12 protein-coding genes are annotated in these 14,250 nt (G+C 44.0%); 5 read left to right on the top strand and 7 right to left on the bottom strand.

The genetic code is table 11. The features are described from left to right. Nucleotides 1-44 precede the first annotated feature (44 nt). Entirely contained in the window at nucleotides 45-647 is a 603-nt protein-coding gene (locus R7070_RS01755) for a beta-phosphoglucomutase family hydrolase (protein ID WP_054574702.1), read from the bottom strand. Between the two features lie 76 nt (nucleotides 648-723). Between R7070_RS01755 and arfB the strand changes: the two genes are divergently transcribed. Both arfB and R7070_RS01745 read left to right on the top strand, forming a co-directional pair. Further along, the gene (gene arfB / locus R7070_RS01750; RefSeq protein WP_017635196.1) at nucleotides 724-1,137 is read left to right on the top strand and encodes an alternative ribosome rescue aminoacyl-tRNA hydrolase ArfB; all 414 of its coding nucleotides are present in this window, start codon (nucleotides 724-726) and stop codon (nucleotides 1,135-1,137) included. Nucleotides 1,138-1,237: 100 nt separating this feature from the next. Then, nucleotides 1,238-3,007 (top strand): methyl-accepting chemotaxis protein, encoded by a 1,770-nt coding sequence (locus R7070_RS01745; RefSeq protein WP_318141076.1) that lies wholly within the window; start codon nucleotides 1,238-1,240, stop codon nucleotides 3,005-3,007. 89 nt (nucleotides 3,008-3,096) lie between these two features. Here the strand turns inward: R7070_RS01745 and vmeZ are convergent, their stop codons facing one another. Together vmeZ and vmeY are read right to left on the bottom strand one after the other, a co-directional pair. After that, a complete protein-coding gene (gene vmeZ / locus R7070_RS01740) occupies nucleotides 3,097-6,249 on the bottom strand; it encodes a multidrug efflux RND transporter permease subunit VmeZ (protein WP_213869142.1) in 3,153 nt (1,050 codons plus the stop codon). An 8-nt stretch (nucleotides 6,250-6,257) separates the two neighbouring features. Then, entirely contained in the window at nucleotides 6,258-7,385 is a 1,128-nt protein-coding gene (gene vmeY, locus R7070_RS01735) for a multidrug efflux RND transporter periplasmic adaptor subunit VmeY (protein WP_054576115.1), read from the bottom strand. Between the two features lie 419 nt (nucleotides 7,386-7,804). On the opposite strand from vmeY, the gene R7070_RS01730 reads away from it, so the two are divergent. After that, nucleotides 7,805-8,269, top strand: coding sequence for a dCMP deaminase family protein (locus R7070_RS01730; RefSeq protein WP_005373515.1), 465 nt, complete (start codon nucleotides 7,805-7,807; stop codon nucleotides 8,267-8,269). A gap of 82 nt (nucleotides 8,270-8,351) precedes the next feature. On the opposite strand, the gene pepT is transcribed toward R7070_RS01730, so the two are convergent. Next, nucleotides 8,352-9,581: a peptidase T gene (pepT, locus tag R7070_RS01725; protein WP_256900109.1), complete on the bottom strand. Its 1,230-nt coding sequence runs from the start codon at nucleotides 9,579-9,581 to the stop codon at nucleotides 8,352-8,354. 170 nt (nucleotides 9,582-9,751) lie between these two features. Then, nucleotides 9,752-10,615, bottom strand: coding sequence for a DUF6279 family lipoprotein (locus R7070_RS01720; protein WP_064354854.1), 864 nt, complete (start codon nucleotides 10,613-10,615; stop codon nucleotides 9,752-9,754). 261 nt (nucleotides 10,616-10,876) lie between these two features. Between R7070_RS01720 and R7070_RS01715 the strand changes: the two genes are divergently transcribed. After that, complete coding sequence (locus tag R7070_RS01715) at nucleotides 10,877-11,050, top strand: hypothetical protein (protein ID WP_005373524.1); 174 nt, start codon at nucleotides 10,877-10,879, stop codon at nucleotides 11,048-11,050. 90 nt (nucleotides 11,051-11,140) lie between these two features. Here the strand turns inward: R7070_RS01715 and R7070_RS01710 are convergent, their stop codons facing one another. Together R7070_RS01710 and narQ are read right to left on the bottom strand one after the other, a co-directional pair. Next, on the bottom strand, nucleotides 11,141-11,755 hold the full coding sequence (locus R7070_RS01710) for a response regulator (protein ID WP_031777156.1): 615 nt from the start codon (nucleotides 11,753-11,755) through the stop codon (nucleotides 11,141-11,143). Nucleotides 11,756-11,759: 4 nt separating this feature from the next. Then, a complete protein-coding gene (gene narQ, locus R7070_RS01705) occupies nucleotides 11,760-13,496 on the bottom strand; it encodes a nitrate/nitrite two-component system sensor histidine kinase NarQ (protein ID WP_025767926.1) in 1,737 nt (578 codons plus the stop codon). Between the two features lie 247 nt (nucleotides 13,497-13,743). Here narQ and napF point away from each other — a divergent pair, with 247 nt between their 5' ends. Next, nucleotides 13,744-14,229 (top strand): ferredoxin-type protein NapF, encoded by a 486-nt coding sequence (gene napF / locus R7070_RS01700; protein WP_082240183.1) that lies wholly within the window; start codon nucleotides 13,744-13,746, stop codon nucleotides 14,227-14,229. Nucleotides 14,230-14,250: the final 21 nt, after the last annotated feature.

Raw genomic sequence — 14,250 nt, 5'->3', positions numbered from 1 at the left:
TGCATTTGCACCCCATTTTGATCTCATATTAAGGGATATTGCCACTATGGTTTTGGGAAAAAGATCAACTCATTATCTTGCACCATAACGCAATCCATACCAGCTGCATGCGCCGCTCGCTTCCCCAGCTCAGTATCCTCGAACACAAGACACTGTGACGCCTCCAAGTCGAGTTGTTTCGCGGCCATCAAAAAGGTATCTGGAAAGGGTTTATGGTTCTCTACATCACTTGCGGTTACTACAACATCCAACTTGTCTAATAAACCTGCATGACTTAATAAGCGCATGGCACTTTCTCGTTGGCTGCCAGTACCGACTGCAATTTTCTTATGGCCTAAATATTCCTCTAACACGATGTTCGTGCAAGGAATAACGTCACCATGAAGCTCCATAGCAGCGAATGTTTCCATTTTAAATGTCGCGACAGTTTTAGGATCTAATAAAAGCTCATGCACACGATTTAGTTCCTCAACAATTTTAAAGCTCGGCATCCCTCCCAAACTGTGAAACCATTCCTGGCAAAACGGAAAATCAAAACGCTCAGCAGTTGCTTGCCAAGCTGCCAAGTGGGCTGGCATGGTATCGATTAGAGTACCATCCATATCAAATATGAATCCCTCATAGGGTCTAAAATCAATCGTGCTCATGTCTTTTCTTCTATTTGTGCATCTGTAATGTTAATTTATCAGCTCTTTCAATCGTCCTTACCGGCATTTACTTATCATGCTCAAAATTTCGAACTCCGTCACAATTCAAGAGTGGGAAATTCAATTATCCCCAATTAGAGCTCAAGGAAATGGTGGCCAGAACGTTAACAAGGTAGCGTCCGCTATACACCTGCGCTTTGATATCCGGCATTCCAGCTTACCTGACTTTTACAAAGAGCGATTACTTGCACTTTCTGATAGTCGTATAAGTAAAGATGGCGTGATCATCATCAAAGCGCAACAATTTCGGACACAAGAACAAAATAAGGAAGACGCCCTAAATCGGCTTCAAGCATTGATAAAAGCTGCCGCTTTACAGGAGAAGAAGCGTATTAAAACGAAACCAACCCGCGCTTCTCAACGCCGACGACTTGATACAAAAAACAAGCACGGAGCGAAAAAACAGCAACGTAAAAAAGTGCTGTATTAGTGAATGTCGTTTTCTCGACATGTTAGTTGAACAACGTTTGCTAGCCCTTGGAAATCTCATTGGATTTCTCTTTTTAGTTACTTATTCAGGAAACAACAATATGACTATTAGGCAAAAACTCTACTTCCTCGGAGTTATCGCCATTTTAGGCATCGTGGCCCTTTTGGGTACGTCATCCCATTTTGAAAATAAGAGCAATGATCTAAATCACGCCATCAAACTCGTTGGTGATCTAGAAATACGCTTACTCAACTTACGCAGAAATGAAAAAGATTTCCTACTACGTAGTAATGACAAATATCTAAATAAGTTTGACGCCAATGTTGACAAGTTTATAGACACAGAAAAAGAGCTTGCGAACATACTCAAGAGTAATGAATTACCTTCCAGTCAACAATTTAAGCAAGACTTGCTCGCATACCAAAGGGGCTTTCAGAATCTGGTCAGCGCTTACCAACTATACGGGCTTGATTCAAAGAGTGGGCTTCTCGCTGGTTACGAACAAGCACTATTAGAAGCAAAACAACGTTCAGACCACCAGCAGTTATTGGCATTAGTCCGTTTTGACTCTGCGGTAAAAGCAGGACTATTCAATAGTGACTTGCTTGAGGGGCAATATGCTCCAGAGCTTATCAAAACAGGTAAGCAATTGGCGGCCCAAAAGCAGGTTGTTGGGGTTGCTTATGACAAAGGCCTACTCGGTGAAACTCGCGCATTATCCCATGCCGTAGAAGAGCAATTTGAAACCTTTTCCACAGCCCTTAGCTCTGCTGCCGCACAACGTGATGAACAAATGTCGACCATCAAGCAGGTCATTACAGCTCTGATCTTAGTCGTTATTTTCGCATTGATTTGGCAAATTTCACGTTCAATCAATACGCGAGTGAATAGCTTACTTGGCACCATTCGAAGTATCAGCGAAACGAACAACATGGGACTTCGATCTGATTTGAAAGGTCAAGACGAGCTATTTGATATCAGTCATCACCTCAATGACCTATTGGATAAGCTTGAGCATCTAATTAGTAGTACCCAAGAAAAATCGGCGCAACTCACTGCAAGTACCGATAATATGCATCGTGAGTTAGAAGGCGTTATGGAGCAATTCCACACTCAAACTGACCACACTGCATCAATGGCGACGGCAGTTCAGCAAATGGTTGCCACAATAGGTGAAATCTCTGAAAGCACATCAGTTGCGGTAGAAGGCGTACATCAGGCAGCGAATAATGCCGAACAAGGTCGAGGAGTTGTTGAGGCGACGGTAACCAACATCGGTCAACTAACCACGATTTTATCAAACAGCCAGCAGTCGATTGGCTCGCTGAATCAGCATGTAGATAAAATTGGTGGTGCCGTGAACATCATCCAAGAAATTGCAGAGCAAACCAACCTACTAGCTCTCAACGCAGCAATTGAAGCCGCGCGAGCAGGCGAACAAGGCCGCGGGTTTGCAGTTGTCGCCGATGAAGTACGCGCCCTAGCTAGCCGAACTCATCAATCCACTGAGGAAATCACGCGGGTCGTTGCAGATATTCAAACTCAAATGTCTACAGTTGTTGCTGATATTGATCAATGTAACGATCAAGGGCAACAAACACTTAATGCTTCTGAAAAACTGGATTCTAGCCTACAGCAGATCATCACTGACATGCATTCAATTCAAGGTAATTCGGAGCGCATAGCTTCAGCAGTTGAAGAACAAGGTATCGTTATGAACCAAGTTAGCGGTTCAATCACCGAGCTAAACGCAATATCTGAGAATAACATGCAATCCGCTCAGGAATGCTTGCATGAAGTGAACTCTGTCTCTGCTCAAGCTCATGATATGGATGAAGCCGTTGCACAATTCAAAACTGCGCTAAAATAACCCTTTTTCAAAATAGAAAGCCCGAGGCAATCATTGCTTCGGGCTTTTTTCAATTGTCACTTCGTGCTTACTGCGCACTTCGGATGTGATTATTCATCATCAAGAGGAACCAGCTTGGTGTTGCCACCATGAACTTTCTCACGCTGTCTTTGCACCAGAGCGTAGAAGCCTGGGATCAAGAATGTACCTGCTAGAAGCACACACAATAGACCACCAATCAGCGACACGCCGAGTGAGTTTTGACTCACGTGCCCCGCGCCAGCGGCAAAGATAAGCGGGAAGATACCCAGAATAAATGACCAAGATGTCATATTCACAGCGCGGAAACGTAAAGTGCCTCCTTTAACCGCTGCACTATCGATATCAGCATCTTTTTCTTCTCGCTCTTGCTTGGCGAACTCCACAATCAAAATTGCGTTTTTCGCCGCCAAGGCTATGAGCAAGACAAGACCAATTTGGGCATACAAGTTAAGCGGCGTGCCAGTTAGATTCAACGCAAGGAAGGAACCTAACGTTGCTACTGGGACCACCAAAATAATAGCCAGTGGAATACTCCAACTCTCATACTGAGCCACCATAAACAAGTAAATGAAGATCAAAGCCAGCGCAAACGCATAAATGGCTTGGTTACCCGCTAGCACTTCCTGATAAGCCATACCTGTCCATTCATACGTGTACCCTTGCGGAAGAACTTCAGCAGCAACGCGTTCCATTGCTGCAATCGCATCACCACTAGAGTAACCCGGAGCTGGTTGGCCTTGAATGATAGCACTGCGGTACATGTTGTAACGCCACGCCACATCAGGCTCAAACACTTGCTCGTAGCTCACTAGCGTACTTAACGGGACCATATCACCGTTCGAAGAACGAACATGGAAACGCTCTAGATCTTCCATGCTGCTACGGTGCTGGCTATCAGCTTGCATGGTTACGCGGAAGTTCTTACCAAACATGGTGAAGTCATTCACATAAAGCGAACCTAAGTTGCCTTGCAAGGTTTGGAAAATAGACGACAGCGAAATACCTAATTGCTGCGCTTTCTCACGATCGATATCAACGTAGTAGTGCGGAACATTCGCGCGGAACGTGCTAAACGTGTAGGCAATTTCAGGCGCTTGGTTAGCCGCTTGGATCATTTCTCCCATGACCATCGACAAGTCGGTACGACTTCGCCCTAGCGTGTCTTCAAGCACAAACTCAAAACCAGACGCAGCGCCCATACCTGGAACCGCCGGTGGTCCCATCGCAAAAACAACCGCTTGAGGTAACTCTGTCGCCGCTCGCCCGTTAATACGTGCCGCGATAGCATTAGCAGAGTGCTCTCCTTGCAGCGAGTTACGAGTATCCCAATCATGCAATTTGATAAATACAGAAGCACCGTTTGATGCTGCTGCGCCTGTCATAAACGAGTAACCGTTCGCAACCGTCACACCATCCACACCAGGTTCTTCACCGATCATTTTCATTAAATCATTGGTGACTTCTTCAGTGCGTGATAAAGAGGCTGAATCTGGTAGCTGTACGTTAACCAGCAAAATGCCTTTATCTTCTTGAGGAACAAACGCTGTAGAGGTGGTTTTCGCAAAGAAAGTGACCGCTGCGATAGCAACTATAAAGAACGTCACGAGCAGTAAAGACTTCTTCACCAAGAAACCAGCGATCTGGCCATAACGCGTAGTGATGCGCTCTAAGCCTCGGTTGAAAGCCTGGAACCAGTTAGCGGTATTGCCCCCACCCTGCTTCAATACCAGAGAACAAAGTGCTGGAGACAGCGTCAATGCATTGATGGATGAAATCACAACCGAAATACAGATGGTCAAAGCGAACTGGCGATACATGATACCGGTGATACCTGGCAGCATGGCGACGGGTATGAATACCGCAAGTAGAACCAAGGTCGACGTGATGATTGGTCCCGTTACTTCTTTCATCGCTAGCAACGTCGCTTTGCGCGGTGAAATGGTTGGGTCTTTCGTCATGGTAGTATCGACGTTTTCGATAACCAGAATCGCATCGTCCACCACGATACCAATCGCAAGGATCAAGCCAAACAAAGTAACCGTATTAATGGTGAAGCCCGTTGCCTGCATGATGGCAAACGTACCAATCAGAGAAACGGGGATCGCGACAACAGGAATCAACGTTGCACGCGCACTACCCAAGAACAAGTAAGTTACAGCAATCACCAATAGAATCGCTTCAATCAGTGTTTTTACTACCCCTTTGATCGATTCAGATACGAACACGGTTGTATCGTAGCTGGTCTCGTATTCCATTCCCTCTGGGAAGTTTTTGCTCAAGCCTTCAAGGAGCTCCATGACGGCCTGACCACTTTCTAACGCATTCGCATCCGATTGAAGAGACAACGCAACGATTGACGCGTCCTGGCCACGGAACTTACCGTTACCATCGTAGAACTTTTTGCCTAGTTCAACGCGAGCAACATCTTTCAGATAAACCGTAGAGCCATTGGGATTAGCTCGAAGGACTACGTTCTCAAACTCACTCACGCTTTCCAAGCGACCTTTGGTCACAAGGTTAAACTGAACTTCTTGCGGATTGTTGTATGGTGCTGCACCTACACGCCCTGCCGCAACTTGAACGTTCTGTTCAGCCAAAGCGGCGTATACGTCTGACGTGGTTAGCTTAAGGTTGGCCATTTTTTCAGGATCTAACCAAACACGCATTGCATATTCGCCACCACCAATCACGTTAACTTCACTGATACCTTTCGCACGAGCCAACTGATCTTTTACATTCAAGTTAATGTAGTTAATCAAGAACTGATCATCGTATTTGCCATCAGGTGAATAGAAGTTAAGTACCATCAGCAAGTCAGGTGAACGCTTTTTCACCGTCACACCAACCATGCGAACTTCTTGAGGCAATTTTGACTCAATCTGTGACACGCGGTTTTGCACGTTAACTTGCGCCATATCTGGGTCGGTGCCGACATCGAACGTGACGTTTAGGCTGTAAGAGCCATCGTTCGCGCTCTTTGAAGACATGTATATCATATCCTCAACGCCGTTGACTGAGGTCTCTATGGGGTCCGCAATGGCCTGCTCGACAACTTCCGCACTCGCGCCGGTGTAGTAAGCCGAAACGCTTACTGATGGCGGGCTTATCTGTGGATACTCAGCCACTGGCAAAATCGCCAGTGAGATCGCGCCGGCTAGCGTTAATATGATCGAAATAACCAGCGCGAATTTAGGTCTCTGAATAAAGAAACGACTTAACATAGTGCCCCCTACTGCTTATCTTCAGCAGGTGTTTGAAGGCGCACTTCTACACCATTACGCACACGCTGTAGGCCTTGTGTAATAACCGTATCTTCCTGATCGAGCCCTTCTCGAATGATAATGCCTTGTTCAACCTGAGGTCCAAGCTCGACGTTACGACGCTCTGCCACACTTCCCTCAGCCATCACCATCACAAAGTCACCTTCTAAGTCAGTCTGTACGGCACGTCGTGGGATAACAATAACGTCTTTCGTGTTCTTGTCTCTCAAGTTCACTTTGATGTGCTGACCCGGAAGTAACTTCTGCTCTGGGTTTGGAACGAGCGCACGCATAGCAATCGTACCCGTTTTGGTGTCAATACGATTACCTAAGAAATCAAGCTTACCGAGATGCTCAAAAAACTGTCCATTTTCCAGTTCAAGCTGAACTTCAACGCGGTTTGATTCAGCCGAGCCATCACCTTTTACTTGATCCATACCCATAGCTAAACGCTCACGCTCACTCACACTAAATGAGGTATGAACTGGATCTAAACTCACCAGAGTTGTCAGCACGCCAGATGATGGAGAAACCAGATCACCCGTACTCACTTTGGTATCACTAATACGTCCGCTAAAAGGTGCTCGGATTTGAGTATAGGAAAGGTTAACTTCAGCAAGTTTAAGTTGAGCATTTGCCGCTTCTAGCTCTGCTCTCGCACCAAGAAGTGCCGCAGTTAAAGCATCAAACTCAGATTGAGAGATACTACCGCGAGGCAACAAGTTTTTACCTCGAGTATGATCTAATTCGGCTTTTTTTAGCGCCGCTTTAGCTTGTGCAAGTGCGGCTTTAGCACTCGCGACTTGAGCTTCAAAAGAAGATGGCTCGATAGAGTAAAGGAGCTGCCCTTTTTCTACCATTTGCCCCTCTTCAAAGTGACGAGCTTTTAAGTAGCCAGAAATCTGCGCGGTAATATTGGTATCTTCTACTGCTTCAATGCGACCGATATAAGACTTGCTCGGTTGGTAGTCGATAACCGTGACATCCTGAGTCACTACGAGAGGCGCTTGACCTTTCGTTTGGGCATTATTAGCTTCCCCGCATCCAGCGAGGATTGCTGTAGCCGCCATTAGTGCGACAAGTGGTTTCTTTTGCATGTATTTACCGTCTTTATAGAACAGGATATTGTTGAATTCCTATCAACCTTACTCCTTGCTGCCACTGAAAACTTCACTGAAAAGCGCCCAAGGTGTTTCTAAATGTAAACATGAGAAACAAAAGGAAAATAAAGTAATTTAGTTAACAGTGGTATTCAATGAGCAATATACATACAACTCAATCATAACTATTTAATATACGCCTTAGGAGATCGCGAATTTTAGCGTGTGCTTGGAAACACTAACGGGAGTATTGTATTCGGGCGTAAAGTGAGATTCAGTGCTCAAGATAAGAACGTTTTGTGGCTAAAAAGGTAAAAAGTGACGCCTTCATACTCAAGACCCCGATTTTGACTATTTTTTTAATATAAATGGGTTATCATTCAATTAATTCAACGCCTTCGACAGAGAGGATGACTATGATTTCTAAATGGGCGAAACGCTTTTACCAGATGGCAGAACTAGTGGCGTCTTGGAGTAAGGACCCATCAACACAAGTCGGTGCAGTTATTACTAAACAGAATCGCATTGTATCTGTTGGATTTAATGGCTATCCGCATGGTGTTTCTGACAGTGTCGACACCGATGAGCGCGAGTTGAAATACCTTAAAACACTGCACGCGGAAGAGAACGCAATTTTGTTCTCAAAACGTGACTTAGACGGATGTGATATTTGGGTAACGCATTTTCCTTGCCCTAACTGCGCGGCAAAGATCATTCAAACAGGGATCTCACACGTACACTGCCCTGAGCAGTCTGAAGACTTTTTATCTCGCTGGGGAGATAAAATCCAAGTCAGTCAAGATATGTTCGATCAAGCGGGTGTGAAAGTCGACTGGTTACCACTAGAAGACATTGAAATTGAAGACAAAGACGTGCGCTAGTATTCCATCTTAATATTTAACTAGCCCAGAGAGATCTGGGCTATTTTGTTATTAAATCTGCAAGAGGTCTCGACGTAGTCTTTTAACTGTGTTTTTTCGCTGTGAGCTCAGCAATTTTGACAATAACGAGTACTGATTTTTCCATCATTTCAACAGAAATAAACTCATGAATTCCGTGGAAGTTAAAACCACCGGTGAAGATATTCGGGCACGGCAAACCCATAAAAGATAAACGAGCGCCATCTGTACCACCACGAATAGGTTTTATAATCGGTTCCACATCACACGCTTCCATCGCTTGCTTCGCCAGCTCAATGATATGAGGGTAAGGCTCAACCATTTCTCTCATATTGTAATAGCTGTCTGTTATTTTCAGTTCTACAGAACCATGGCGTAAACCCGTGTTCATTTCATCGACGAGTTTCTGCATAAAGGCTTTTCGATCCTCAAGTCTTTGACGGTCAAAGTCTCTAATAATGTAACCTAGCTCGCTTCGTGCAACGCCCATTTCTGCCGATTTTAGATGGAAGAACCCTTCGTAACCTTCGGTTGTTTCCGGAGTTTGATCTTGGGGCATTTGAACTTGAAATTTCGCAGCCAAGTTCATCGCATTGACCATTTTGCCTTTTGCAGTACCTGGATGAACGCTAACACCATGAAAAATTACATCAGCGTTTGCTGCATTAAAATTTTCGTATTCCAACTCACCTTGCGGGCCACCATCTATAGTGTATGCCCATTTCGCGCCAAATTTTTTAACATTAAACAAATCTGCACCACGACCGATTTCTTCATCCGGAGTAAAACCGATACAAATATCGCCGTGTGGAATGTCTGGGTTTTCCAGTAGCAGAGCTACCGCGGAAAGAATCTCTGCGATACCGGCTTTGTTATCCGCGCCAAGTAATGTAGTGCCATCGGTAGTAATAAGATTGTGGCCATGTAGGTGATGTAAATCGGGGTATTGCACGGGAGATAACACTTCATCCCCCAACCCTAATGCAATATCGCCACCTTGGTAATCTTCGATGAATTGCGGCTTTACGTTTTTGCCAGATGCATCCGGCGCGGTATCCATATGGGCAATGAAGCCGATAGGAGGAACCTCATAGTCAATATTGGCTGGCAGTTTAGCCATCAAATAGCCATTTTTATCCAAAGTCACGTCACTTAAACCAAGCTCGATCATCTCTTTTTTAAGTAACTCAGCAAACACAAGCTGACCAGGTGAACTTGGGCAAAGCGTCACATGTGGATTGGATTGGGTATCAAACGTGACGTATCGAAGAAATCTTTCAACTAAATGTTTCATATTTATTCTCATTGTTTTGTACGATGAGGCCTTATCACGCATTGATAAGCTGACGTTGCCTCATCAAACCTCACGCTATGTTACGCTCTTAGTTCAATAAGAATTTGCTTTGAATCATTTTTTGATAAGAAAGGCTTTTGCGCTTTGCTTCCGCTCATTGAAGCATGAATTTAATCTAAAAGTTCCTCTGCCAGTACTCGCCACTCTTTAACCTTTTCACGAAAATGACGCCATTGCTTATCGGTCATCGAACGAGAAACATCTAATGTCAGTTGATCAACCAATGCAAAGTTAGAGTCAATATTCAGAGAAAGCTGCTCACTATAATAACTCTCTGGCTCGAACAAGAGTCGCATAAATATATCTTGATAAGTCACAACATTAGATTTGTTGTCGAACAAGTATTCGAGCTCTTGATATACCGTGGCTCGATAATCTCTCCATAAAGGGCTGTTTAAAATAACTTGCTGAGAAAATGTTTGAGCTAATTGACGCTGATTTCCTGATAGATTCCCCAGCCATTCTTCCATCCACTCTTCAGTGTTATCCAGAATAATTTCACGCACTTCGTCTTCTGTCTTATCGGCATATTTTGCGTTTCGCTCTTGATAATGTTCTTGTACATTACTCAAAAACTCGCGTTCTTGCTCTTTCGTTAATTGCAAACTTAACGCAAAAAGATCTGGTGCTGCTTTGCTGACCACTCTATCATAATGCGCTCGCATTCTATCTCGATTTTGTTGTAAGTAATTTAAGGTGATATCGCTCGCTTTTAATCTCTCAAGGTCTTTTAAATGTTCGATATATAATGGTAACTCCTCTTTCTTGTGCCAGTCTGCCAACAGTAATAAGCGCTCTTCCACTAGGACTTCTTGTTCCCCTTGCAACGAGACATAGTCCTCTAAGTAATCGAGCACGAACCAATCGATATTGCTGTATAAAAACTTTTTCGCACAACCGGCAAGCAGAAATACGAAACAAAATAGAAGGCCATAACGAAGCGCCTTATTAGATACATCCTTTAATTTAGTCACTTATTCGTATTCCCTTTTCTGTTGATTAAGTTCTATACTCAACCTGTATCACTTAGTATTGCGGCAAACTTACACCAGTGTGACAAATATTGATTGCCACCTTAATAATATATAGAGTTTGAAATTAACTTTTTGATCACAGCTATCCGCAAAAAAGTGAGTTAGAGCGCAATTATCGGCTAAAAAACGTACCGAACGACGCTCCCTATAACGGCATATAATTTGCATGGATGTTTTTTGGATGGTTTATGGAGGCGAAGTATGGCAGCCGCTGAGCAACTTGATACCAGTGTAGAATATGAGATTCGATATTTTGAACAGGGGAAAATGCACTGCATGAGAGTCATTGCTGAAAGCAAAAAAGTGGCTTATCAGTACTATTTGGAGTGTGGTAAGCACAACAGTGACTTGTACTCTATTCGCCCAGACAAGTAAAAAAACCGCCTGTTAGGCGGTTTTTTTACTTGTCAGAATCAATATAACTATTTGATTTTATTTATCATTACAGATTCAAATCCAACAATGTTATTTGATGTCGCCAAAGCGCTCAAGATAAAGGACGGTTGCTGCAGTACGAGAAGGAACTTGAAGCTTTTTAAGTAAACTCTTCATATGTACTTTAACCGTAGACTCAGAGATAAAAAGACGATCGGCAATTTGCTTGTTGCGGAAACCTCTTGCCACCTCTCTTAAGATCTGAGATTCACGATCGGTCAGTGTATCAAACACGTCCTCTTGCTCTGAGCGTTCACTCAAATACTTAGAAACTTCTTGGCTGTATGCCTTGTCCCCTTGATGCGCTTGTTTTAGCAACTCAACCAACTCATCAGGCTCAGTGTCTTTCAATAAATAGCCATCGGCACCACTTCGAACTATTGCTTCTATATCTGCTGGGCTATCTGAAACGGTTAGAATGACAATTCTGGCTTCACAGCCATCTGCACGCAGTGCTTGCAAAGTATCAAGGCCAGACATGCCTTTCATATTAAGATCAAGAAGTACAAGATCCAGTTCCAGCTCATGCGCTTTCGCTACTGCATCCGCGCCATTACTTGCTTCTGCAATAACCTCAAACTCAGGCTCAAAGCTTAAAAGCTGGTGGATACCTCTTCGCATGAGTGGATGATCATCCACCAGCATTACTTTACACACTGTCACTGTTTACTTCCTTACTATGTTGGAATTCTAATTTTACGGTACAACCTTTGTTTATCGATGCTTCGATGTGAAGATCGGCATGCAGTCTAGCGGCCCGCTCTTGCATGATACTCATACCGTAATGATTTAATTTTTCGTCTTGATGTTCAAAGCCTATTCCATCGTCGCTAACGGTTACTGTGACTTTTCCATCATTATCGAGACATTGAATGTGAATATTATCTGCTTGCGCATGTTTGATAGCATTAATTGCCGCTTCTCTTATCAACTGTAGTAAATGAACCTGCTGATGTGCGTCCAGTTCAGTTGATGAAAGTCTATTTTTTAGCGTAATGTCCGCAGCAGTTTGTTCACTGAGCGTTTCAACCATGTCTTGCAATGCTTGGCCAAAACTGCCCTCTTTAATCGTAAGACGAAACGTCGTCAGTAATTCGCGTAACTGCGTATAAGCCGCAGATAAGCCCGTATCTAGCTCGGCAATAACTTGATTAGCCTGCGCGATCGCCTTTTCGTCAGGCAAGTTCTTTACGCTTCTCTTCAACAAAGCGACCTGAATTTTTAAGTAAGAGAGTGCTTGAGCCAATGAATCATGCAACTCCCGAGCAATAGTGGCTCGCTCTTCCATCAGCAGAATTTGTTCTGCTTGGCGCTGCGCCCGATTGTAATACACAGCGCGTGATAAAATCTGCACGAAGTTGTCAATAAGAGCCTCGTTCGGACAAGGTAACCCTGCTTTCCAATATAAATAGCCCAAGTGCTCACCATCTAGCATCAGGGCTTTACCGTGGCAATCTTCATCACAATCTTGGCAGCATTCTTCTCCTTCCATCAATATCCAGCTCGGTTCTCCCAGCTGCTCGATTTCAAGTTTGACCGCTTTAATGCCCTCAAGACTGACGATATGCTGCAAAATCGCCTGGAAATTGTCTTGATTAATACGCGACGCCGTGAGTTCTTTTGACGAGTCATACAGCACTTCTAAAGACTGGTTGGCATGCTGCAATTTACGTGTTTTCTCATCAACCGCTTGCTCTAATCCTCGGTACAACTTACCAAGGTCTGTCGCCATCCGGTTAAAGGTTCGAGTCAGTATTCCCATTTCATTATCGCTAGATACATTGAGCGATATATTGAATGAGCGATTTTTAATTTGCTCGCTAGCAAAAACTAAGGCACGCAGAGGTCGAACAACTTCGAGGCGCACAAAATGAACGACAAACATACTGACACAAAGGATGCCACCCAACCCTAACCCGCCGATCCAGGCTAAGTTAATCAGTTTTTGCTCCGAAAAGCTTTGCAGCTTAAATACAAACTCATCGATTTGTTCAACAAAACCGGCCACTAGGAGTTGATATTCTGCCGGGTTGTCTCCTCTAAGCACCGCCTTGAGTTCATGCCATCTGATAATAAGACGGTAGTAATCGTGAGTGATGTCTTCAGGCACAGACCAATGCTGAAGCGCTTTCATTGAAGGTGAATATATCGAATGTTCAAATGCGTCAATATGTGAAGAATAGTCAACAGATTTAACCTGAATATCATTCGCCAGACGGTAGCTTTGCATTCGCATCGAGCCAGCAACATTGACGGCTTCAGCATCGTTCAAACTGGACGCTAACGTAAAAATCGCAAAACCAGTCGTAGCGACTGAGAGCAGCAAAATAAGAAGCATCGCGGACGCAATCGTGCGCGTCACTGACTTTTTCACATTTTTAAACAATCTGAGTTCCTCGCCCATTAACAATCCTATTTGTACGTGCAATGAACCCATTACCTTTCAACTTTATCAATATGTGATCACCTGCGACGGAATTTATTGATCCAAAACAATATTGCATACCATTTACCCCCTAAGAGGTATTTATACAAATATGTCAAAAACTACAATTTCGTTAGTTTAAATGACAGTTTATTAATGAAAATTGTGGACTATGCTTAGTTTGGGTTCCAAGTTTCGAGGTGACTAAGTGGTAGACCTTTCCAGAAGAAGACTCTTTGCAAGAAAAGCGCACCCCGACAACGCCGTACGTTTGCCTTGGTTAACTAAACCGCAACAGTTTACGGACGATTGCACTCGCTGCGGTAAATGCATTGAGGCCTGTGAAACAAAGATTATAACCAAAAGTGATGGCGGATTCCCCTCGGTCGATTTTTCCATCGATGAATGCACATTTTGCTATCAATGTGCAAACGCCTGTCCTGAGCCCCTTTTCTTGCCAAAAACAGAACAACCTTGGCAAGCAAAAGCAAGTATCAACGATAACTGCTTAGCAAAACAAAATGTCGAATGCCGAAGCTGTGGGGATATGTGCGACCCGATGGCAATTCAGTTCAAATTAGAACTGGGGAAAGTAGCACAACCCAATTTAGACCTTGATGAGTGTAACGGCTGCGGCGCCTGTGTTTCAGTGTGCCCGACTTCATCCATCAATGTGAGCAATATAACAGCCTAAGCCGAATGTCGTCGGCCAAAG

Origin of the sequence: Vibrio sp. 1557, from assembly GCF_033340175.1 — a bacterium.
In the GTDB taxonomy this organism is placed as follows: domain Bacteria; phylum Pseudomonadota; class Gammaproteobacteria; order Enterobacterales; family Vibrionaceae; genus Vibrio; species Vibrio alginolyticus.
Note: the sequence above shows the minus strand (reverse complement) of the source record. Positions and strands in the feature narration are given on the sequence as shown.

Excerpts from the sequence above, each read along its gene's own strand:
- R7070_RS01755 (WP_054574702.1), bottom strand. The coding sequence starts at position 647 with ATGAGCACGATTGATTTTAGACCCTATGAGGGATTCATATTTGATATG.
- arfB (WP_017635196.1), top strand. The coding sequence starts at position 724 with ATGCTCAAAATTTCGAACTCCGTCACAATTCAAGAGTGGGAAATTCAA.
- R7070_RS01745 (WP_318141076.1), top strand. The coding sequence starts at position 1,238 with ATGACTATTAGGCAAAAACTCTACTTCCTCGGAGTTATCGCCATTTTA.
- vmeZ (WP_213869142.1), bottom strand. The coding sequence starts at position 6,249 with ATGTTAAGTCGTTTCTTTATTCAGAGACCTAAATTCGCGCTGGTTATT.
- vmeY (WP_054576115.1), bottom strand. The coding sequence starts at position 7,385 with ATGCAAAAGAAACCACTTGTCGCACTAATGGCGGCTACAGCAATCCTC.
- R7070_RS01730 (WP_005373515.1), top strand. The coding sequence starts at position 7,805 with ATGATTTCTAAATGGGCGAAACGCTTTTACCAGATGGCAGAACTAGTG.
- pepT (WP_256900109.1), bottom strand. The coding sequence starts at position 9,581 with ATGAAACATTTAGTTGAAAGATTTCTTCGATACGTCACGTTTGATACC.
- R7070_RS01715 (WP_005373524.1), top strand. The coding sequence starts at position 10,877 with ATGGCAGCCGCTGAGCAACTTGATACCAGTGTAGAATATGAGATTCGA.
- R7070_RS01710 (WP_031777156.1), bottom strand. The coding sequence starts at position 11,755 with ATGCTGGTGGATGATCATCCACTCATGCGAAGAGGTATCCACCAGCTT.